This window comes from Pelagibacterium lentulum, assembly GCF_003992625.1.
Classification (GTDB): Bacteria; Pseudomonadota; Alphaproteobacteria; order Rhizobiales; family Devosiaceae; genus Pelagibacterium; species Pelagibacterium lentulum.
Genome location: NZ_RZMW01000041.1, coordinates 481394 through 503530, shown reverse-complemented (window position 1 = coordinate 503530; position 22137 = coordinate 481394). Strand labels below are relative to the sequence as shown.

Genomic DNA, 22137 nt, shown 5'->3' with positions numbered 1-22137 from the left:
CCCTGGCTGAGATAGGCCTGCTTGGCCTTTTGCTGTGTCTTTTGCACTGCCTTGGCACCAGCAGCGGGAGCGGCGGGCTTGGCTTCAGGCTTTTTGGACACCAGCCCATTGGCTGCCGTCTTTGCCTTGGCCTGCAGCGCGTGGATATCGTGCTTGCCGGCAAGCTTGAAGATATCGACAATGCCATCGAGCGTGGACGCCTGCTCTTCGGTCTGGGCAATCGCAGCATTGGTTTGTTCAACCAGCGCCGCATTGTGCTGGGTCATTTCGTCCATCTGCTGGACCGCAACATTGACCTCTTCGATTGCCGATGCCTGAGCCTGGCTCTGCTTGGCGATCTCTTCCATCAGCAGGGTATTGGCACGGGCGGTTTCAACCATGACGCCAAGTTTATCGGCAACCTGGGCCACCAGTTTGGAGCCCCCATCCACTTCATTGGCGCTCTGCTCGATCAGCGCCTTGACCTCCGAGGAGGCTTCCGCTGCCGATTGGGCAAGACGGCGCACTTCAACCGCGACAACCGCAAACCCCTTGCCAGCTTCCCCGGCCCGCGCCGCTTCAACCGAAGCGTTCAGCGCCAAAAGATTGGTCTGGAACGCGATGTCATCGATCATCTTGATGATGTCGGAGACCTTGGCCGAAGACGTTGTGATCCGCTCCATGGCCAGCGTGGCTTCGCCCATCACCTGCCCGCCCTCTTCGGCGGCATTGGTAACGGTCAATGCTGTCGCGCTGGCTTCCTGGGCCCGCTTGGCATTTTCCAGAACCGTTGTGGCAAGCTGTTCCATGGCGCCAGAGGTTTCCTCAATCGTTGCCGCCTGACGGGTCGTGCGTTCGGACAGATCGTTGGCGCCCGAAAGGATTTCCTCGGTTGCGATCTTGAGCGCCCGCGAGGTCGTGCGCAACTGACCCACAATATCGGACAATTTGTCGGCCACCGCATTGGTATCGTCCCGAAGCTGGGCAAAGGCGCCCTCATATTCGCCTTCGACACGGCGCGTCAGATCGGTCTGGGCCAGCGCCCCAAGCACCGAAACGGTTTCGCCAAGGCCCCGGTCGACAGTCTCGACAAGCGTATTGACCCCTTGCGCCAACCCGTTGAGTTCGGCATCGGCAAATTGTGCATCCACCCGATGGCTGAAATCGCCCTTGGCCGCCGCATCGACAACCGCGCCAAAGGCCGACTGCAACTCGCCCATCATCTTGCGCCGCGCTTGTTCGTCCGCAATGATCCGGGCCGCTTCCGCCTCGGTCATCTCGGCAACCTTGAGCCCGTTCTGGCGGAAAACTTCCACCGCCCGCGCCATATCCCCAACCTCGTTGGAATTGGCGGTATAGGGAACCTCAACGTCGAACCTGTTCTGCGCAATGTCATCCATCACACGAGAAAGCTTCGGGATCGGACGCGAAACCAAACGCGCGGCAAACGCTGCAATTGTACCCAGAACAAGCGTACCGACGGCGCCTGCGATCAGCAGCATTCTGAGCGTGTCCCAAACGACTGCATCAATCTCGGCCTTACGCACACCGACATAAAGCAATCCCAGAGGTTCTCCCTGAGGACTGAGGATGGGCTGATAACCTGTATAATAGGGAACGCCTAGAATGTTGGCTTCACCATAATATGCCCGGCCAGCCACGTTATAACTATAGGCAGCGCTGGCCTGTCCCAGCTGCGTGCCCACCGCACGTTCGCCTTGCGCATTGACGATGTTTGTTGTCCGGCGCCAGAAATCCTGGGTCTCGGCATCCCATACAAACACAGTAGCCGTCTGACCGGTAATCTGGCCAATTGTGTCGATCAGGGTGTGATCGGCAAATTCTGGAATGGCATCGACAGTAATGGATGCAATAGTCTGGCTGTCTTGCCAGACAATTTCCATTCCAGGAACAGCGTTGGCCAATGTATTGGCCGCAACACGCATGTTCATGGACTGCGCTTCCGATGCGTTGCGTGCTGCATTGCCAGTAAGCGCAAAATAAGTCGTTGCAAGCGCAAATACGACAGAAATGGCGATCCCGCTAATAACGAGGCCCACAATCGCGGTCGTAAGTTTCATTTTCCTGCGAGTAAAAGCCGGTGCGCTCATTTGTAATGCCTACCCATTCTGGTTGTAGCAGTATAATGAGTTGGCACAGCCCTTCACAAAAAAGCGTTAATCAGAGCTAACGCCCTGCACTCGTATTTATCTTTATTTGCTTTAAAGCCTGCTTTCTGGCTCAGACTGGAACAAATCGGTCTTCGGCCAGAGCCGCGGCGCGTGCGGTAGGCCTGATGAGCGGCAGATAGCGGGCATCGCTGTCGCCACCAAACATGGCTTCCCGCTCTTGTGGCGTCGACATGAAAAAGGGAAACCGGTCTGCAACCCTGTCGCGGATATCGCTTACATCGGCGCAGTAAAGCCTTACAGGAAATTGCAACCCGTTATAGTGGCCGACATCGGCAATCTGCCTGGAACCGAACACACGCTTGTAAAATGCCGCGTGCTCATCGCGCACACCTGAGAGACAAAAGTCTGCCTCGAAATATTCGCAAGCCATGGCTGCAATTCGCAAAGTCAGGAACGGCAGGGCTGGAAACGCCAAGGTCGCTTCGCGATCGGCCGTAAAGCGGGAAGGATCGATATAGGTCTTGCCCTCATCGAGCATCGGATTGAGCACGTCGGGATAAACGACCATGCAGGGCGATTGCCGATGTTCAGCCGTGCAGTGATGCAGCCTTAGCGAACTGACAAGCGTGCCATCGATATAGACGCCATAACACATGGCATTGGGCACATCATCGAGCGAATCGTGCACGATTCCGTCAGAGTTTTCTGCAACACCGTCTTCGCGCCTATAGGCCTCGTAGCGCAGGCGATAGACAGGGTCAAACTGGTCTTGCAGCCTCACCCGTCTGTACTCCACACGGTCCAGAATATCCATCAGGTTTGCAGCAAAACGCGATGTCTTTACGCCCTGCCGGATGTCGGGTTGTTCCAAACGCATTACAAATCGTCCCCGTCTTCGACGAAAACGATATTAATAAAATTTTAGCTAATTTGGAAACACTAAATTTCAATCGCTTTTCGCGAGGCGGAGATGTGGCCGGGCGCTTTGCTCCAGCGAAGCGATAAGTGTTGCAATATCGCCCGATGGCAGCGCCATTCCGAACAGATAGCCCTGCACCTGATCGATATTGGTTTTTTCGCTGATCAAAGCCAGCTGCTCTTCTGTTTCAACCCCTTCCGCTGTCAGGATAAGGTCGAGATCCTTGCCCAGTCGGGCGACATTTGCCATCAGCCGCAGGGCACGTGGGTCGGAAGTGATATCGGCAACAAAGGATTGGTCTATCTTGAGCTTGCGGAAAGGCATCTCGCGCAGATAGCTCAGTGACGAATAGCCCGTTCCGAAATCGTCGAGCGCAATGCTGACACCAAGTTCGGCAATCGCACGCAAATGCTTGAGCGCCAATGCGCGCTCTTCAATCAAAGCGGTCTCTGTAACCTCGATTTCAAGCCGATGCGCAGAAAGGCCCGTTTCTTTCAGCGCGCGGGTGATAGAGCGTACCAGCATGTCGGAGCGCAGGTCACGAGCCGATACATTGACCGATACACCGATCGGGTCTGGCCAATTGCGGCATTCCGCACAGGCCTTTTTCAGAACGAACCGAGTGATTTTTGAAATTACCCCGATTTCCTCAGCAAGCGGAATAAAGACCGATGGCGGAATAGGTCCCAGGTCGGGGTGCGTCCAGCGCAAAAGCGCTTCGCAACCTGCGACCTTGCGTGTGGCCAGATCGACAAGCGGCTGATAGGCAAGGCGCAACTGTCCTGCCTCTATCGCCATGCCCAAATCCACCTTCAGGCGCTGGCGGTAACGGAACTCCGCATCCATCGTCTCGTGGAAACTCTCGATCTGTCCCTTGCCGCGAGCTTTGGCGCGATAAAGCGCAAGATCGGCACGCGCGGTCAACTCATCAAGGGAAATATCGGCTTCAGTCGTTGTTACATAGCCTATGCTGGCCCGCAGATCGATCCGCTCATGGCCTATATTGAAGGGCTGGACAATAGCGGACAGAATAGCGGAGGCTTCGGCTCCGCCTGCGCTGTGATTGACCGCTTCAGAACGGTAAAGCACAAACTCGTCGCCACCGAACCGGGCGAGCCGACTGGAAGGGTGAGCGGCATCGCTGATCCTGCGCGCAGTTTCAATCAGCACCTTGTCGCCAACCAGATGCCCCAGTGAATCGTTGACATGTTTGAAATCATCAAGATCGATGATCATGAGGACCGCTGGCGAAATCCGCTCCATTCGCGCCCGAGCTGCAAGGTCTGCGTCCGCGAGCTCGGTAAAATTGGTGCGGTTAGGCAAGCCGGTCAGGACGTCATTGCGCGCCATGAAATTGATGCGCTCTTGCGTCCGCACCCTTTGGGTGACATTTTCAAAAAGCAGTACAGTGCGATCCGAGCGCGAACTGACCGTTACCTCACAGTAAAAATCGCCCGACAGCTTGAGCACGACTTTGCCGCCGGACTGCTGCTCGATCATACGCAGCAGCCGTTCTGCAGTGGCCTTTGGCAAGGCCCGGCGGACGATTGCCTCCTCCATCAAATCGGCAAATGTCCGTCCGACCCACGCGCCCGCCGCGATCCCGGCGAATGTCTGCTGCGCCCGGTCATTGGCAAGCGCAATCACACCATTTTCATCAAGCATGCACAGACCATGCTGCATGGTTTCGAGCGCCGTATCAAGCTGATCGGCAAGCCGGGACGCCGCCACCCGGCCATGCACAGCCGCCAGAAGCATACCACGCACATCAGCTGCCAGAAATCTGAAGCTGATCATCAGCGGAATAAGAAGGCAGGCCAGGATAAGATGGAAAACATCGCCGACCATCACAAGGCCCAGTGCCATTGGCACTGCGCTGGCGATGGACTGCACTGTAACGATGCTGTCGATCCCGAAGTTGCGGGTCGCAATTCCGATCATGGCAGCAATCGTGACCGAAATTGCCATCAATTCCGCAAATGGATCACGCACCATGACCAGCGTTGAAAAGCACCAGGTGCCATAAAAAAAGGCAGAAAAGAAGCCAAGAACCATCGCGCGCCGTTCCCAGACCTTGGCGGCATCGCGATCGTCGGGCGCGGGGCGCTCGCGCTCGAACCTGCGCATATTGATGTAACGCAGGACAGTAACCAGAGCGAAAAGACCCGCATGCAGGAACAACACCACTGCCCCGGTCTTGAATCCCGCCGTCAGAACGCCAAAAATCGTCGCGAACATGCCAACAAGCATCGCCCGCCGATCCTTGTAGAGTGAAGCGACGATAGACACATAATCAAGCGTAGGCAGCGATTTGCTGTGTGTATTGGGCATATCTCCGGGCTCCGCAACAAAGTGTGGAGCGCCTCGCCTTTCGTAATGGAACGCCAACCACTTAGCATGACGCTATTGGCTAAACTATTAAATTGCCGCCTCTAGGCGTGGTAAAGACGGAGTGAACAGGCACTATCATTGCCAAAGTACAAAGGAATCATCATGGGCACGAAACCCACCATCCTCGGGCAAGCTGAACTCGACGCTGCCATGAGCGATCTTGCCGGCTGGCAACAGACCGACGCGAGCACTATTACCAGAAGCTACAAGTTCAAAAACTTTGTCGAGGCTTTTGGCTTTATGGCACAGGTCGCTATTCTGGCCGAAAAGGCCAACCATCACCCCGACTGGTCCAACAGCTACAATCGGGTTGAAATCACACTCGTCACTCATGACGCGGGCGGCATTACCCAAAAGGACGTTGACCTGGCGCAGGCAATCAACGCGCTTTAGCCTTTTTCGGCACCAAGACCAGAGCGGCAATGGCCAGCAATGCAAACGCAAGGACAAGATCGGCGCTTGCATGAAAGCCGATGATTTCCGCAATAAACAGCCGCCCTGCATGGACAATCGCAAGAATGCCACATCCGGCCGCCAGCCAGCGCGTCCCTGTTGCAAAAAAGTGCAGGGCAAAACCGGCCAGCCCGGCCACCAGAAAGATCAGTGCCAACACATAAAAGGGCGTATAGACGATATCACCATAAACGATGTCACCCCCCTGCAAGGCACCCAATGTGCCCGATGTCAGCGTGATAATCATCACCATGCCGAACGACAGTGCGGCAAAACAAATCATCACGACACCAACCCGGCCCGGTCGCGCCATCTGTGGGAGATCCTTGGCGCCCCAAATACCCATGGCAATCGCTGTCCAGGCCAGAATCGCCACAGTGCCGTTGAACGGGGTGATGTCGCCGCTCGACAGCACCAGGGTTTGGGAAACTGCCAGGCCAATTGAGCCAAGCACCAGCACGAGAGCGAAAATCATTTCAGGTGCATCTCCAAAAGCCGCCATGGGCGGGTGAATTACCAAACTGTTTGGAATCCGGCGTCATAGTCACGTCGATAATGACTCGAACGGTAGTTGAAAAGTGTCCAATTGCCACAGCGCATGAGCGCCAGGGCCATGAGCTGTGGCGCAAGACACACACCAAAGAATTTGTGCACGCCATCTGCAACGACCCGCTTGAGCCTCCCACTGCTCCGGCATAATTTCGAAAACACATACCGGAGACTGATCGACTGATGTTCGACGCCATTACCCGCCTTTTCGGGCAAGCTGACCAGCAGCGGGATAAACCGATAGAACCGCGCCTTGCTGTTGCGGCGCTATTGATTCATCTGGCCGCTGTCGACGGCATGGCCAAACCGCTGGAAATAAAAGCCATAGCCACAACGCTCAAGGATCACTACGGACTTGATGATACACAGGTTAAGACTTTGATTGCCGAAGCCAGGCGCAAGGATCGTGACGCGGTCGATTTCTATCAGTTCACCTCGGCCTTGGCCAAGATAGAAGAGCGGGAAAAAATCGAGATCATCCGCATGATGTGGCAGGTGGTTTTTGCCGACAACACCAACCATGAATTGGAAGACAACATGGTCTGGCGCGTCGCGGAACTGATCGGTGTTTCATCACGGGACCGCAACATATTGCGCAATCAGACGCGCCCCTACGAAAAGCCCCTCTGATTTTTGCATTTTGCAAAAATGTCATTGCATTTTGCACTGCATATTGCACGCAACTGCCACAGCATTGTCATTGGGAAATGGCTGAGCTTTCTCAACAGTTTGATTTAATTTGTCTTTCTAATTTCCATCGACTTTGGCACGCCACATGCATTCTATTGATCTGTCCGGATCTTTGTGTGTTGCGTACCGGACACTCCTTTGAAAGGCCCAGCCCTCGCGTAATTTTGAGGCGGGCCTTTTTTTTTCAATTCAACCGGTCTAGATATGCCGGGTTGATCGCGGCAAAGCCGATGTGACTGGCTTGGCGATACCGATTTTTGGAGGCGTTTCCGATGCTTTACGGCCTGCTGCAATTCATTGATGTGGTGCTCAACCTCATCATCATCATTATCGTCGCACAGGTTATTGTGAGCTGGCTTCTGGCTTTCAACATCCTCAATATGTCCAACCAGTTCGTCGCCATGGTCGCGAATGCGCTTCATCAGATCACCGATCCGCTGCTGCGCCCGATCCGGCGCCTTGTGCCCAGTTTCGGCGGCCTCGATATCTCGCCAATCCTGTTGTTCCTCGCCATCTACTTCATCCGACTCGTCATTCTTTATCCGACAATGGCGCAAGTGCGCTTTATGTAGCTGTTGGACTGGTTTACCCAAAGCGGCACCGATCTCTTTATCCGCGTTCGGGTAACACCAAATGCAGCGCGCAACGCCGTTGCCGGCCTGGTCATGCGCGCGGATAACCGCCAGTTCCTGGCGATCCGCACCAGCGCCCTTGCCGAAAACGGAAAGGCCAATAGCGCTGTGATTGCCATTGTTGCCAAGGCCCTGGGTGTCACAAAAACATCGATCGCCATCGCGACCGGCAGTCAATCGCGCGAAAAGACGCTTCTCATTTCGAGCCCATCGGAAAGCGCTATTGCAAAGCTCGCGCAGTTGCACGAGCAGCAGGCAGCTTCCCAATAACCATTTCAGCACCCTGAAAGAAATAACGGCAGCAATGTTGACCAAATAGAAAAGTAACCACTTTCTATTTGCTTGCGGTCATCTGTTCTGCCTATCCTCACCTTTATCTTGGGAGAAGTTTCTGCACGCTCAAATGCGGAGGAGTTTTTGCGCGCATGAAACCAGGACAATAAAGCTGACCAAAAGTGAGGGGAATTTATTATGTCACTGGCCTTATGGCTCATCGTAGCCTGTGGCGTCTTGTCGATCCTTTACGGGATCGTTACGACCCGCACCGTCATGGCTGCCGATCCGGGCACCGCACGCATGCAGGAAATTGCAGCCGCCGTTCGTGAAGGCGCAACAGCCTATCTCAAGCGCCAATATCTTACGATTGCTATCGTCGGCGTCGTCATATTCGTCGTCGCCTTCTGGCTCCTGGGTGTTTATGCGGCGATCGGCTTTCTTATCGGCGCGATCTTGTCGGGGGCGGCGGGCTTTATCGGCATGCATGTTTCGGTGCGTGCCAATGTCCGTGTCGCACAAGCCGCCACGACCTCGCTGGCCGGCGGTCTCGAACTTGCCTTCAAGTCCGGCGCAGTAACCGGGCTACTTGTTGCAGGGCTCGGGCTTCTGGGTGTGACGCTCTATTTCCTGTTTCTGACCGATATTGGAGGCTATGACGCCACGTCCCGAGTGGTCATCGACGCACTCGTCGCGCTCGGATTCGGCGCTTCGCTTATTTCGATCTTTGCCCGTCTTGGGGGCGGAATTTTCACAAAAGGCGCCGATGTCGGCGGCGACATGGTCGGCAAGGTGGAAGCGGGTATTCCCGAGGACGATCCCCGCAACCCGGCCACGATTGCCGACAATGTGGGCGATAATGTCGGCGACTGTGCCGGCATGGCCGCGGACTTGTTTGAAACCTATGTGGTCACTATCGTGGCAACTATGGTGCTTGCAGCAATCATTTTGCCGGCCGACTTGCAACTGGCCGGCATGGTGCTGCCACTCGCCATCGGCGGCGCCTGCGTCCTTACATCGATTGCCGGAACCTATTTTGTAAAACTCGGCCCCTCAAACAACATAATGGGCGCGCTTTACAAAGCAGTGATTGCAACGGGTTTGCTTTCACTTGTCGCACTGTTTCCAGTGATGGGATTGATTTTTGGCGGGCTCGACGTGCCCATTGTGGTCGGTGATCGCACTTTTACTCCCATTGCACTCTATTTCTGCGGCGTGGCCGGACTTGTCATCACCGGCCTGATCATTTGGATCACCGAATATTATACCGGCACTGGCCGCCGGCCGGTCAACTCGATTGCCGAGGCCTCGATCACCGGCCACGGCACCAATGTCATCCAGGGTCTTGCCGTATCGCTCGAATCGACCGCCTTGCCTGCGCTTGTGATTATTGCCGGCATCATCATCACCCATATGCTGGCAGGACTGTTCGGCATCGGTGTGGCTGTTGTCACCATGCTGGCTTTGGCCGGAATGATCGTCGCACTCGATGCCTTCGGTCCGGTTACCGACAATGCCGGCGGCATTGCGGAAATGGCGGGTTTGCCCGATGAGGTACGCAAGAACACCGATGCTCTGGACGCCGTCGGCAACACGACGAAAGCCGTCACCAAAGGGTATGCGATCGGCTCGGCAGGCCTTGGCGCTCTTGTGCTGTTTGCAGCCTATACCCAGGACCTGGCCTATTTCGTCGCCAATCCAGAGCAATATCCGTTCTTTGCCGATTTGGGCACGGTTAGCTTTGACCTCTCGAACCCCTATGTTGTTGCGGGGCTGCTCTTTGGCGGGCTCTTGCCGTTCCTGTTCGGCGGACTGTCGATGACTGCCGTTGGACGCGCGGCCCAGTCCGTTGTCGTCGAAGTGCGGCGTCAGTTCAAGGAAAAGCCCGGTATCATGGCGGGAACCGAGAAGCCCGATTATGGCCGGGCGGTCGATATGCTGACCAAGGCCGCGATCAAGGAGATGGTGGTGCCGTCGCTCTTGCCCGTTCTCTCGCCAATCGTCGTGTTTGTCGTGATTTTGCTGATCGCGGGCAAGGCAGCTGCGTTTGCTGCCGTGGGCGCCATGCTTATGGGCGTGATCGTGACCGGCCTGTTCGTTGCCATTTCGATGACGGCGGGCGGCGGCGCCTGGGACAATGCCAAAAAGAGTTTTGAGGACGGCTTTACCGATTCCACCGGCCAGGTCCATTACAAGGGATCCGACGCCCATAAAGCATCCGTGACCGGAGACACGGTAGGCGATCCCTATAAGGATACGGCGGGCCCCGCAGTCAATCCCATGATCAAGATTACAAATATCGTGGCACTGCTTTTGCTGGCGGTTTTGGCTCATCAGGGTCTTTAGAGTGTGTCCAGCAAAAGCATGCCCTTGGACCTGATCCGAGGGTGAAAACGGTTTTCCGGTTCGGACACGCGGAAAATCAAAGACTTAGATCAAGTCTGCGATTCAATGAAAAGCAGATTTGATCTAGAACGCTGCCGGAATAAACGGCCGCCACCAGCACCCATTTCACGGTCGGCCCTTTGGGCCGGCCGCTTTTCATCGTGCCGACAATGGCAGCAATGCTGACAGATACCAAAATCCTATGTCCTTGAAACGACACAAGATATTAGACTTCTATTGCGGGCCCGGTTAGGCTCGCACAAGGGACATATTTTAGTTTGCGATTTGAGGGCAAACCATGGGCGCGACAAGCGACAGCCTGACACAGAAATGGGCACAACGAATTGCCGAGTGCAAAGCGGAAAACCCCCAATTTGCAACCTTTTTGAGCGCAGCGATCAAATCTACCGACGAGCAGGATCTGGCAACTTATCCTGCGCAGACGCTCGAATCGCTGCTCAAGACCAGCTTCAGCCATATCGGCGAGCGTGTTCCCGGAAAACCCGATATCCGGCTCTGGACACCCGGCGGCCCGGACCTCGAAGGTGTGACAGTCATCGACATCTACTCGGCCGATACTCCGTTTATTGTGGATTCGGCGCTCGCAACCATCAGGGCGGCAGGCGGAACCATTCGTTTTATGACGCACCCGACCGTCGCACTCGATTCCGAAACCACGCCCTGGACCGTCCTGACCGAACCCAATCCCGATGCCCGCAAGGAAAGCATCCTGCAGGTGCATATCGACACCCCTTCCGACGATAGCCATGCGGAGATAATTTCCCGCGCCCTTGAAGAAACAATGATCGATGTGCGCCTTACGGTCGTGGATTGGCGGGATATGCTCGAACGTCTGCGCGCAATCGTTGTGGCCTATCGCACCGCGCCGCCCAGATTGCCCGAACCGGTGTTGACCGAGGCCATGCATTTTCTCGCCTGGCTCGCCGATCATAACTTTACATTCCTTGGCATGCGCGAATACCGGCTCGAGGGCCAGGATAGCGATCGCAGGCTCGTGCCGGTACCACAGAGTGGTTTGGGGATATTGCGCGACCCCGACTATCTTTATCTTCGCCAGGGCACCGATTTCGTCCATATGACGGCCCAGCACCTTGATTTTCTGGGCACAGACGACCCGCTGATGGTCACCAAGGCCAATAAGCGCGCCCGTGTCCATCGCCAGGTCCATATGGATTATGTCGGGGTCAAGCTCTATGACGAGGACGGAACCGTTGCCGGAGAGCTGCGCATTCTGGGGCTTTTCACGTCCATGTCGCTGGCAACCCCGCATACCGGTGTTCCGATTATCCGCCGCAAGGTTGCAGAAGTGATGCGGCGATCCGGCAACGATCCGCGCGGCCATGCGGGCAAAGCGCTCATGAACGCGCTCGACAATTATCCGCGCGACGAAATGTTCCAGATTACACTCGATCAGCTCTACGAGTTTGCCACTGTCATCTCGACCCTGCCTGACCGGCCGCGCGTCAGGGTTTTGCCCCGGATCGACCAGTTCGATAACTTTGTCTCAATCATTGTCTATCTGCCCCGGGACCGGTTCGATTCCTCAGTCCGTGCCCGTATCGGCGAACATCTGGCAAAGCGCTACGATGGCCGCGTCTCTGCCTTCACGCCCGATTTTCCTGAAGGTGAGCTGGCGCGGGTTCACTATATCATCGGGCGCAATGGTGGCCCCACACCACGCCCTGAGCGCGACGACCTGGAAGCCGAAGTTGCCGATATCGCGCGCTCCTTTGCCGACAGACTGCTTTCCGCTGCCAGCGATCCCGCGCAGATCAGCGATTATGCCGAGGCTTTTTCCGCGGACTATCAGATCGCCCATTCCCATGCCGATGCGCTTCAAGACATTGCGATCTTCAAGTCCTTGAGCGATGCCGAACCGCTCGCCACCAATCTCGTGGCGGGCCGCGGAGGTCAAGGTGAGCTGACCCTGAACGTCTATCACCGCCGGGCGCCAATCCCGCTTTCGGGCCGGGTCCCAATTCTGGAGAATTTCGGCTTCCGCGTTATCGACGAACGCACCTACCATATCCATCCCAAAGGCGACGCAGAGAGCTATCTCCACGATATGACGCTCATCCCGCATTCGGGGCTGACGCTCGATATCGATACAGACGCAAAGCGGATCGAAGCCGCCCTGATGGCGGTTTCCCAAGGCAAGATCGAAAATGACGGCTTCAATCAGCTGACAATCAGCGCACGGCTCGATTATGAAGATGTCGCAATCTTGCGAGCGCTTGGCCATTATCTCAAGCAGATCGGTATCACCTATTCCCAGCGCTATGTCTGGGGCGCGCTCGTTAATCAAAGCGCGCTTGCCCGCAATCTTGTCGAACTCTTCCATACGCTGCACGACCCTGCGTTCGCACATGACCGCGAGACGGCAAAGTCCGAGCTTGTCGCCCGGATCGAGGCAGGGCTCGAAACCATTACCTCGATCGATGAAGACCGGATCATCCGGCGCCTTCTCAACCTCATCACCAATTCTTTGCGCACCAATCTCTACCAGCGCGACGAAAATGACGGCAAGCGCCCTGCTCTTGCGATCAAGTTCGATGCCAGGCAAATCGATGGGCTACCGGAACCAAAGCCCTATCGCGAGATTTTCGTTTATTCGCCGCGGGTCGAAGGCGTCCACATGCGCGGCGGTGCAATTGCTCGTGGTGGCCTGCGCTGGTCGGACCGCCCCGAAGACTTCCGCACCGAAATTCTAGGCCTCGTTAAAGCACAGATGGTCAAGAATTCGGTGATTGTTCCCGTCGGTGCCAAAGGTGGATTTGTACCGCGTCAAATGCCTGCCAACGCGGACCGCGATACCTATCTTGCCGAAGGTACGGCCTGCTACAAGATCTTTATCGGCGCATTGCTCGACATAACCGACAATCTGATTGACGATACGGTCCTGCCGCCCGAGCTTGTCTATCGCCGGGACAATGACGATCCCTATCTTGTTGTCGCCGCTGACAAGGGAACCGCCAGTTTTTCCGATACGGCAAACGCCATTTCACTCGAGCGCGATTTCTGGCTCGGCGACGCATTTGCCTCCGGCGGTTCGGCCGGTTACGACCACAAGAAAATGGGCATTACCGCAAGGGGCGGCTGGGAAACCGTCAAACGCCATTTCCGGGAAATCGATCACGATATCCAGACCCAGCCCTTTACCGCAGCAGGTGTGGGCGACATGAGCGGGGATGTGTTCGGCAACGGCATGCTGCTGAGCAAAAAGACCAGACTTCTCGCTGCCTTTGACCACCGCGACATCTTTATCGATCCCGATCCTGACGCGGAAAAAAGCTTTGCCGAACGCCAGCGGCTTTTTGCCCTGCCCCGCTCAAGCTGGCAAGACTACGATAAAAGCCTGCTTTCCGAAGGTGGGGGCATTTTCTCGCGGCAGTCCAAAGCGATCCCATTGAGTCCGGAAATCCAGAACCTGCTCGGCATCAATGCTATGACGGCAGCCCCAACCGACATTATGGCAGCAATCTTGAAGCTGGATGTGGATCTGTTGTGGTTTGGCGGCATTGGCACCTATATCAGGGCAAGCGCCGAATCGGATGCCGATGTCGGCGACAAGGCCAACGATCAGATCCGCATTACCGGCAAGCAGGTGCGTGCCAAAGTGATCGGCGAAGGCGCAAATCTCGGCATCACGCAATTGGGTCGGGTCGAGTATGCCCTCAATGGCGGGCGGATCAATACCGACGCTATCGATAATTCCGCCGGCGTTAATTCCTCGGACCTTGAGGTCAATATCAAGATTGCCCTTTCAGGCCTCGTTCGCTCCGGCGCCCTGGATATGGACGATCGCAATCGCTTTCTTGCGGATATGACCGAAGAGGTTGCAGCGCTTTGTCTGCGCAATAACTACCTTCAATCTCTCGCGCTTTCCCTTTCCGAACGCAACGGTATGGCGGAACTGCCCGATCTTGCCGACTTCCTTGACGCACTGGAGAAAAGCGGTGAACTGGACCGGTCCGTCGAGTTTCTCCCCGACAATGCTGCACTCGAGGAACGCGTGGCACAAGGCAATGGGCTGACACGGCCCGAACTGGCAATCCTCCTCGCTTACGCCAAAAATACGCTATTTGCGCAATTGCTCGAATCTGAGGTTCCCGACGACCCTTACTTGGCCAAAGAGCTCTATCGCTACTTCCCCGAGCATCTTAAAGCACATTATCCGGACGCCATCGAAAATCACCGTCTGCGGCGAGAGGTGATTGCAACGGTGCTGTCCAATGCCATGATCAATCGCGGCGGCCCCGCCTTTGTCAATAAACTTGCAAGCGCCACCTCCACCGATGCCGAAGCTGTCGCCTTTGCTTTTGCTGCAGCGCGCGATTCCTACGACATTCAGGATCTCAACGCCGCGGTCGACGCTCTTGACAATACCATATCGGGAAAGGTGCAACTGGACCTTTATAGGGAAATCCAGCAATTGCAGGTCTCCCAGGCCCTCTGGTTCCTGCGCAACGAAAGCTTTGGCAGCGGACTGTCAAACCTTATTGAGCGCTATCGCAATGGTGTCGCCGCCGTGCGCCAGGCTTTGCCCGAGTTGCTTACGCCATTTCTAACCTCGGCAATTGCCCAGCAGGAGGAAAGCTTTGAAGCAAGTGGCACACCGCCGGAACTGGCGCGGCGCATTGCTGCCTTGTCGGTAACATCTCTGAGTTCCGACATCATTCTTGTCGCTGACAAATGCGGTGCAAGCGTAACCGATGCCGCAAAAGCATTTTTCGCAATCGTTGAAACTTTCAAGCTGGGCCGGTTCACCGAACAGGGTGCCATGGTCAGTGCTGCCGACAGGTTCGACCGCATGGCGCTCGATCGCGCTCAAGCCAATCTCATGCGCTCTTTGCGCGATCTCACCGGCGATGTGTTGCAAGCCGGGGATGGCGCAGTTGACGACCGATTCAGGGCTTGGCGCGAACCTCGCGATGCTGCAATCGCGCGTGTGGCAGCAACGGTTGCCGATCTGATCGACGGGGAACTGACCATTTCCCGTCTTTCGGTGGCGGCCGGTCTTTTGAGCGACCTGGCGACAAGTTGATCGCACGCAGTCCAGCTGTCACATGGAGAGCAAGAAGCCGGGATAAGAGCAAGCCTGCAGGCTGCTCTTGATCCGATCAATGACGCGCTGGAGCGCATTTGCTGCTTGCAATCGGCCACCATGCTAGGCAAAACAGCGCCGGTTTCCCCCTTCCCTGTATCTCAAGGATAGACAAGCGACATGAATATCGACGCTATTCCAGTTGGCAATAATCCGCCTGAAGACCTTAACGTCATCATCGAAGTGCCGCTGGGCGGCGAGCCGATCAAATATGAAATCGACAAGGATTCCGGCGCGCTTTTTGTTGACCGCTTTCTCTATACGCCCATGCGCTATCCGGGAAATTACGGCTTTGTCCCGCACACGCTTTGCGGCGACGGCGATCCGCTCGACGTGATCATTCTCAACTCGCGCCCGCTGGTTCCCGGCGCCATCGTGCGTTCACGTCCTGTCGGTGTATTGTTTATGGAAGATGATGGCGGCCAGGATGAAAAAATCCTCGCGGTTCCCGTTTCCAAGCTCACCCGCATGTATGATGCGGTCAAGGATGTGACCGATCTGCCCGAAATCCAGGTCGAGCGGGTCAAGCACTTCTTTACCCACTACAAGGATCTCGAGCCTGGAAAATGGGCGAAGATCGACCGGATCGGTGGCTATGAGGATGCCAAATCCGTTATTCTGGAATCGATCGAGCGGGCCAAACGTAGCTGACAGCGGTTCCATTTGTCAGAGACAAAACCGGCTTTTCGTCCGGGCTCGCCTCTGGTTTACTTGACCACAGGCAGGGCTCGGGCGTAGAACGGGCGCCAAAAGCAGTACTCCCGGTTACGGACAGTTAGAACCTATGAGCAAGAAGACCCTTTACGACAAGATCTGGGACGATCATCTGGTGGCCAACAATGAGGACGGCACGTCCCTCATTTACATTGACCGCCATCTCGTCCACGAAGTCACAAGCCCCCAGGCTTTTGAAGGTCTTCGCCTTGCAGGCCGCAAGGTGCGAGCGCCCGAGCGCACACTCGCCGTAGTCGATCACAACGTGCCCACATCGGACCGTAGCCAAGGCATCGACGACCCGGAATCCAAGATTCAGGTCGACACACTGGCCAAAAATGCCGCTGATTTCGGCGTCGAATATTACAACGAACTCGATAAGCGCCAGGGCATCGTCCACATTGTCGGCCCCGAGCAGGGATTTACCCTTCCTGGCATGACAATCGTTTGCGGTGATAGCCATACCTCTACCCATGGCGCCTTTGGCGCGCTCGCTCACGGCATCGGTACATCTGAAGTCGAGCATGTTCTGGCCACACAGACCTTGATCCAGCAAAAAGCCAAGAACATGCGTGTGATCGTTGACGGCAAGTTGCCAGAAGGCGTCACGGCCAAGGACATCATCCTTGCCATCATTGGCGAAATCGGAACCGCCGGTGGCAACGGGCACGTTCTCGAATATGCCGGCGAAGCCATTCGCGAGCTTTCCATGGAAGGCCGCATGACGGTCTGTAACATGAGCATTGAAGGCGGTGCTCGTGCCGGGTTGATCGCACCCGACGAAAAGACCTTTGCTTATGTCAAGGATCGTCCGCGCGCGCCCCAGGGCAAGGCGTTCGACATGGCGCTCGACTATTGGAAAACGCTCTACACAGATGAAGGCGCGCACTTTGACAAGGAAGTGCGCCTTGATGCAGCGAACCTGCCACCTATCGTTTCCTGGGGTTCATCGCCCGAAGACGTGGTTTCCGTTACAGGCGTGGTCCCCGATCCCGACCAGATTGCAGATGCCAATCGCCGTGCATCCAAAAAACGCGCGCTTGAATATATGGGGCTGATTGCTGGTACCAAAATAACCGATATCAAGATTGATCGGGTGTTCCTGGGATCTTGCACCAATGGGCGCATTGAAGACTTGCGCGCAGCAGCGGCGATCTTGAAGGGGCACAAAGTTCACGAAACTGTTTCGGCAATGGTCGTGCCCGGATCCGGGCTGGTCAAGGCCCAGGCCGAAGCCGAAGGTCTCGACAAGATCTTTATCGAGGCCGGTTTTGACTGGCGCGAGCCGGGCTGCTCCATGTGCCTGGCCATGAATGCCGACAAGCTTGCGCCGGGTGAGCGTTGCGCATCGACCTCGAACCGCAATTTTGAGGGCCGTCAGGGCTTTAAGGGCCGCACGCATCTGGTTTCGCCAATCATGGCGGCTGCCGCGGCTGTTGCAGGGCACTTTGTCGATATTCGCGAGTGGCCACGCTCGTAAGTGCTACGAGATGAACGGCAATCAAGATAATCCGAAAATCGTGTGGGGGCCGCTTGCGGCCCCTTCGCTTGACGACATCGAGGCCATGGCGCTCGACGCACTCGAAAGCTTGCCCGAGCCCTTTCGCGCGCTTTCGCGCGATCTTGTTTGCGTCGTTGCCGAGTTTCCTTCCCAAGACATCGTGCGGGACATGGATCTTGAAACCCCGTTCGATCTGCTCGGTCTGTTTGAAGGCATCGGCTTGACGGAAGCTGGTGATACGCCGGAAACCGGGCAAATGCCCAATCGCATCTGGCTTTATCGCCGCCCAATCCTCGATTACTGGGCCGAACATACCGACACGCTCAGCGAAATCGTCACGCATGTCCTTATTCACGAAATCGGACACCATTTCGGGCTTTCCGATGACGATATGTACGCCATTGATCGCGGCGAACGCTAGAGCGTGTCCAGCAAAAGCATGCCCTTGGACCCGATCCGGGGGTGGAAACGGTTTTCCGGTTCGGACCCGCGGAAAAACAAAGAATTGGAGCAATTCTGCAATCCAATGAAAAGCAGACTTGCCCTAAACCGCTTTGAAGCGCGCCTGCCGGATACCGGGTCATCTGAGGTCTTATGGTATCCACAATTGGACGATCCTTCCGCGCTTGCAGAAAGATCGATGCCGAAAGCCTCAGAACTTGTAGCGCATGCCGAAAGTCACTGCATTGGCGCCGAACATGGAACCAAGCGTTCCATACCCGCCGGATCGATGCTGTCCGCGCCAGAAATACTCCAGCTCCGGCCTATGCAGGCTGGAAATGCTGATTTCGGGCGTGAGATAAAAAAGCACACGGCCGTCGGTATCTGTAGTGTTTTCGGCGCGCTCGGCTTCGCTGCCGATTGTATCGGATACAAGGCTGATGCCGCCGACAATCTTGGGGCTGATGCGCAGCGCATCTGATACAATCAGCCCATCATAGCGCAGATAGGGGCCGCCCCAGAGCTCGATTGATGCACTTTCCCCAAAGCGCAAGGCGGTGCCGATCTCAACCCCAATCGCCAATCCGTTCGTCTGGGACCAGACATCGCGGTCAAAACCGCCGCCGACAATGAAGTTATCTTCAAACGAGACGCCAAACGGCGCAAAATTGTCCCCAATATTGCCGTCATGCAGCCGGCCGCCGAAAAAGAACACGCCTTGCTCAAAGCCATTGTCTTGGCTGACAGCCTCTTCTTGCGCCCAAGCCGCGACTGGCAACAAAAAAACCATTGCCAGCAGACCAACGACGCCATTTAAAAGCTGTTTCACAGTCATAAGCTTCCCAATCGCGCAAGGGCGAACCAATCTCAGCGCAAAACAATAACATGAGCTTAACCAAATTTTATTGCACCCGTGCCACAAGATGTGTTGTTCAAACGCATAACCCGCGAGATTCATGATGAACGGCGCATTGTTTGTGCTGGGGATCAATATTGTCGTTGCAGGGTTGATGGCGGCAAGCTTTTACTCCATCGCGTATTTTGATCGCTTCAACCGCTCTGCCCACATTCTTGCGATCGGCTTTATGGTCGGTGCGCTTACGCAGGTCTTTGAACTCCTCGTAGCCGGCAACATAGCGGTGCAGATCAGCCGTCTTGGCGTTGCATTGGGCTTCTTGAGCGCCCAGTTGATCATCATTTATGCCATAGCGATGCGACTTGGGCTTAGACAGGGGCGTCTGCCCTTTGTCGTTCTGATGACAGTTTCAACAGCACTTTACCTGTTTGTCCTGGAAATGCCCGGCACCAGCCTTGTTGCCCAGTTTCTTTATCAATTGCCCTATGCGACCGCTTCACTCTATGCCGTTTACTTGCTGCTCAAGGCACATGACAAACTGCCCGCGGACTGGTTGCTAACCGGGCTATTTCTTCTGGCCTTCATCCAGTTTCTCGCCAAACCGTTCATTGCCCTATGGACCGACGGCGTTGGTGGGCAGCCGACGGACTATATGAGCACCTTTTATGCATTAATTTCCCAATCCATGGGCACAATTCTTGTGCTCTCGATCGGACTCTTGTCGCTCCTTCTGGCAGCAAAACAAAGCGCGACCACTCTTGTTCAAAATTCCGAACGTGACATCAACACAGGATTGCTCAACCAGCGAGGCTTTGAACTGAACGTCGAACGCTGGCTCGATCAGATGCCAACGGAGCGGCGCGCGGGCCTGACCGCAATCCAGTTCGATTGCGATCTCCCGATCCCTTTCCCCGACAATTCCCTTCAGGCACTGGCAGCAGAGTTAACCCGCCTGGCTGGTGAGGATCTGATTGTCGGTCGCACTGCACCGCTCGTCTTTTCAATCTTTGAACCCGACGCCAATCTTTTCGCCGCGAGGCGACGGGCGGAACATTTGCGCAAGGCCTTGTCGAACCGGCTCAACGACATTCCCGGTCTAAACGGGGTGTCCATTGGCATTACCGAACGCGAACCTGCCGACAGCCTTATGGATATGACCATCCGCAGCCAATGGGCACTTGCCGAGGCTCGAAGAGCCGGGGGCAACTGTGTCCGTCTGGCGGCGCGTTCGGAATTCAGTCAGACGATGCAGCATCTGGAATAAATGCCGAATTGACAAGAAAAGGGCTGCCGGTTCAATCCGGCAGCCCCAATCATGATTGTGTAAAGCGACCGAGCCTTACTCGACGGTCATCGTGGTCATTGAGGGCTGGTTCTCAAGATGAACCGCGATATTGAATCCCTCGCGCATTGCATAAGCCAGCGGATCATTGTGAATTGGAAGCAACAGACGGTAATCGTGTATCTCATCCCAGATCGCTGCAATCGTTGCATCGCGTACCTCGATATCGGTCTCTACGCCCAGCGATTGGATCATCGCGTCGATCTCGGGATCGGCATAACCGGAGGGGTTATATGTGCCGTAACTGCCAGTGCGCGAATGCACAAGGTCATTGAAGATATAGGCCGAGTCAAATGTCGGTACACCCCACGACAGCATGTAGAAATCTGTTTCCCCAGTGACAACGACGGGAGAATGCTGCGCTTGCGGACGTGACGCAAGCGTTGCATCGATCCCGATCTGACCAAGCATACCGACCACCGCCTGACCGATAACTTCGTGGTTGGGGGCGGTGTTGGAGACGTCAAGGGTAATCGTGAACCCATCCTCATAGCCAGCTTCGGCCATCAACTCGCGCGCGCGCTCAATATCGACCGGCGCACACTCGTGATATTCCTCGCGCCAGCCATTTACGCGCAGCGGCGCAACTGTGCAGGTTGGCGTACCCTGACCGCGCATCACGACCTGCCGGATGGCTTCGCGATCGACGACAAGGTGAATGGCCTCACGCACAAGAGCATTGGATAGGGGATTCACATCGGTGATGTTGGAGGATGCCAGCGGCTCCTCGGAGACCTTGTAACCGAAATAGCTCACCCGATTTTCCGGCCCGGTGACAAGGGAAATGCCATCGGTCTGGCTCAGACGCTCGATGTCCTGGAACGGTACGTCCTGAACGAAATCTATCTCACCCGAGAGAAGCGCTGCGATGCGGGTCGCCGGATCGCTGATCGGAAGCCAGATGATTTCGGTAACCTGGGGCGTTTCACCCCAATAGCCGTCAAACGCCTGGAGCGTAGACCGAACGTCCGGATCGCGTTCAACCAGCACGTATGGGCCGGTACCATTGGTATTGCGGACCGCGAAATTTTCCTCGCCAGCCGCATAGTTTTGCACGTCGATAACGTCGTTTTCTTCGGCCCAATCCTTATCCATGATGAAGGTATTGGTGACGTTGTTCACATAGAGCGGAGACGGCCCGCTCATCTGCACTTCTACGGTGTAGTCGTCAATGGCACGGACTTCCACCACATCCGCATGCAGCTGACGCATGTTGGAGTTTTCGCTCTTGGCGCGGTTGATCGAGAAAACCACGTCTTCAGCGGTAAATTCGGCCCCATTGTGGAACGTAACGCCTTCACGCAGCTCGAACACCCAGACGGTATCGTCGCCGTCTTTCAAGTACCAGTCTGTCGCCAGACGGCCCACAAGGTTGCCATCCAGATCACGGCCCACAAGCGGATCATATATATGACGATTGAAATTATGAGTGCGGCCCGAATTCTGCGAATGCGGATCGTTCGTCAGTGCATCGAAGCTGGATGCCCAGCGAACGGTCTCAGCATTGGCATGACCAACCAGCATGGTCGACGCCATGAGAACCGCAATAGCGGCAATTGTCTTTTGCATGATTTTTTATGCTCCCTTTTGGTGCAGGCAAAATTTTTTTTGCACCGGGACACAATCGGGGAATTTTCCCGAGATGACAATATGGTCTTTATCGCTTGTTTTCTTGCTGTTCGGGCGGCGCCGGGAATTTTTCCCGTCGCGTTCCAATGTTGGCGACGACGCCGCTACGCGGAACCCCGAAAAACA

Annotated in this window: 16 protein-coding genes; 10 read left to right on the top strand and 6 right to left on the bottom strand. The window is 55.8% G+C overall.

What is annotated here, in order from left to right; genetic code table 11:
- The 3 genes from EO133_RS16015 to EO133_RS16005 all read right to left on the bottom strand — a co-directional run.
- The coding region (locus tag EO133_RS16015) for a methyl-accepting chemotaxis protein (RefSeq protein WP_164735046.1) at positions 1–2060 on the bottom strand (2060 nt) is incomplete at its 3' end.
- Positions 2061–2220: 160 nt separating this feature from the next.
- A complete protein-coding gene (locus tag EO133_RS16010) occupies positions 2221–2988 on the bottom strand; it encodes an N-acyl amino acid synthase FeeM domain-containing protein (protein ID WP_127073637.1) in 768 nt (255 codons plus the stop codon).
- A 69-nt stretch (positions 2989–3057) separates the two neighbouring features.
- A complete protein-coding gene (locus EO133_RS16005) occupies positions 3058–5361 on the bottom strand; it encodes a putative bifunctional diguanylate cyclase/phosphodiesterase (RefSeq protein ID WP_127073636.1) in 2304 nt (767 codons plus the stop codon).
- Between the two features lie 162 nt (positions 5362–5523).
- On the opposite strand from EO133_RS16005, the gene EO133_RS16000 reads away from it, so the two are divergent.
- Positions 5524–5814 (top strand): 4a-hydroxytetrahydrobiopterin dehydratase, encoded by a 291-nt coding sequence (locus EO133_RS16000; RefSeq protein WP_127073635.1) that lies wholly within the window; start codon positions 5524–5526, stop codon positions 5812–5814.
- Here the strand turns inward: EO133_RS16000 and EO133_RS15995 are convergent.
- Entirely contained in the window at positions 5801–6349 is a 549-nt protein-coding gene (locus EO133_RS15995) for a hypothetical protein (protein ID WP_127073634.1), read from the bottom strand. The two genes, EO133_RS16000 and EO133_RS15995, sit on opposite strands and share 14 nt — an antisense overlap.
- A gap of 257 nt (positions 6350–6606) precedes the next feature.
- Here EO133_RS15995 and EO133_RS15990 point away from each other — a divergent pair, with 257 nt between their 5' ends.
- The 8 genes from EO133_RS15990 to EO133_RS15955 all read left to right on the top strand — a co-directional run bounded on the left by EO133_RS15990 (position 6607) and on the right by EO133_RS15955 (position 18164).
- Positions 6607–7053, top strand: a complete 447-nt coding sequence (locus tag EO133_RS15990) for a tellurite resistance TerB family protein (RefSeq protein ID WP_127073633.1) — start codon at positions 6607–6609, stop codon at positions 7051–7053.
- A gap of 332 nt (positions 7054–7385) precedes the next feature.
- A complete protein-coding gene (locus tag EO133_RS15985; protein WP_127073632.1) occupies positions 7386–7685 on the top strand; it encodes a YggT family protein in 300 nt (99 codons plus the stop codon).
- Positions 7686–7688: 3 nt separating this feature from the next.
- Entirely contained in the window at positions 7689–8015 is a 327-nt protein-coding gene (locus EO133_RS15980; RefSeq protein ID WP_164735045.1) for a DUF167 domain-containing protein, read from the top strand.
- A 201-nt stretch (positions 8016–8216) separates the two neighbouring features.
- A complete protein-coding gene (locus tag EO133_RS15975) occupies positions 8217–10364 on the top strand; it encodes a sodium-translocating pyrophosphatase (protein WP_127073630.1) in 2148 nt (715 codons plus the stop codon).
- A 337-nt stretch (positions 10365–10701) separates the two neighbouring features.
- Positions 10702–15468 carry an NAD-glutamate dehydrogenase gene (locus EO133_RS15970; RefSeq protein ID WP_127073629.1) on the top strand — a complete coding sequence of 1589 codons (4767 nt, stop codon included), beginning with the start codon at positions 10702–10704 and terminating at the stop codon, positions 15466–15468.
- A 180-nt stretch (positions 15469–15648) separates the two neighbouring features.
- Positions 15649–16179, top strand: coding sequence for an inorganic diphosphatase (gene ppa, locus EO133_RS15965; protein ID WP_127073628.1), 531 nt, complete (start codon positions 15649–15651; stop codon positions 16177–16179).
- Positions 16180–16312: 133 nt separating this feature from the next.
- Positions 16313–17722 carry a 3-isopropylmalate dehydratase large subunit gene (gene leuC, locus EO133_RS15960; protein ID WP_127073627.1) on the top strand — a complete coding sequence of 470 codons (1410 nt, stop codon included), beginning with the start codon at positions 16313–16315 and terminating at the stop codon, positions 17720–17722.
- Positions 17723–17732: 10 nt separating this feature from the next.
- A complete protein-coding gene (locus tag EO133_RS15955) occupies positions 17733–18164 on the top strand; it encodes a metallopeptidase family protein (protein ID WP_127073626.1) in 432 nt (143 codons plus the stop codon).
- A gap of 231 nt (positions 18165–18395) precedes the next feature.
- On the opposite strand, the gene EO133_RS15950 is transcribed toward EO133_RS15955, so the two are convergent.
- The gene (locus EO133_RS15950) at positions 18396–19019 is read right to left on the bottom strand and encodes a hypothetical protein (RefSeq protein WP_127073625.1); all 624 of its coding nucleotides are present in this window, start codon (positions 19017–19019) and stop codon (positions 18396–18398) included.
- 121 nt (positions 19020–19140) lie between these two features.
- Between EO133_RS15950 and EO133_RS15945 the strand changes: the two genes are divergently transcribed.
- The gene (locus tag EO133_RS15945; RefSeq protein WP_188681844.1) at positions 19141–20304 is read left to right on the top strand and encodes a GGDEF domain-containing protein; all 1164 of its coding nucleotides are present in this window, start codon (positions 19141–19143) and stop codon (positions 20302–20304) included.
- Between the two features lie 75 nt (positions 20305–20379).
- On the opposite strand, the gene EO133_RS15940 is transcribed toward EO133_RS15945, so the two are convergent.
- Positions 20380–21951, bottom strand: coding sequence for an ABC transporter substrate-binding protein (locus EO133_RS15940; protein ID WP_127073623.1), 1572 nt, complete (start codon positions 21949–21951; stop codon positions 20380–20382).
- Positions 21952–22137: the final 186 nt, after the last annotated feature.

Coding starts and splice junctions, on each gene's coding strand:
- EO133_RS16010 (WP_127073637.1), bottom strand. CDS start 2,988: ATGCGTTTGGAACAACCCGACATCCGGCAGGGCGTAAAGACATCGCGT.
- EO133_RS16005 (WP_127073636.1), bottom strand. CDS start 5,361: ATGCCCAATACACACAGCAAATCGCTGCCTACGCTTGATTATGTGTCT.
- EO133_RS16000 (WP_127073635.1), top strand. CDS start 5,524: ATGGGCACGAAACCCACCATCCTCGGGCAAGCTGAACTCGACGCTGCC.
- EO133_RS15995 (WP_127073634.1), bottom strand. CDS start 6,349: ATGATTTTCGCTCTCGTGCTGGTGCTTGGCTCAATTGGCCTGGCAGTT.
- EO133_RS15990 (WP_127073633.1), top strand. CDS start 6,607: ATGTTCGACGCCATTACCCGCCTTTTCGGGCAAGCTGACCAGCAGCGG.
- EO133_RS15985 (WP_127073632.1), top strand. CDS start 7,386: ATGCTTTACGGCCTGCTGCAATTCATTGATGTGGTGCTCAACCTCATC.
- EO133_RS15975 (WP_127073630.1), top strand. CDS start 8,217: ATGTCACTGGCCTTATGGCTCATCGTAGCCTGTGGCGTCTTGTCGATC.
- EO133_RS15970 (WP_127073629.1), top strand. CDS start 10,702: ATGGGCGCGACAAGCGACAGCCTGACACAGAAATGGGCACAACGAATT.
- ppa (WP_127073628.1), top strand. CDS start 15,649: ATGAATATCGACGCTATTCCAGTTGGCAATAATCCGCCTGAAGACCTT.
- leuC (WP_127073627.1), top strand. CDS start 16,313: ATGAGCAAGAAGACCCTTTACGACAAGATCTGGGACGATCATCTGGTG.
- EO133_RS15955 (WP_127073626.1), top strand. CDS start 17,733: ATGAACGGCAATCAAGATAATCCGAAAATCGTGTGGGGGCCGCTTGCG.
- EO133_RS15950 (WP_127073625.1), bottom strand. CDS start 19,019: ATGACTGTGAAACAGCTTTTAAATGGCGTCGTTGGTCTGCTGGCAATG.
- EO133_RS15945 (WP_188681844.1), top strand. CDS start 19,141: ATGATGAACGGCGCATTGTTTGTGCTGGGGATCAATATTGTCGTTGCA.
- EO133_RS15940 (WP_127073623.1), bottom strand. CDS start 21,951: ATGCAAAAGACAATTGCCGCTATTGCGGTTCTCATGGCGTCGACCATG.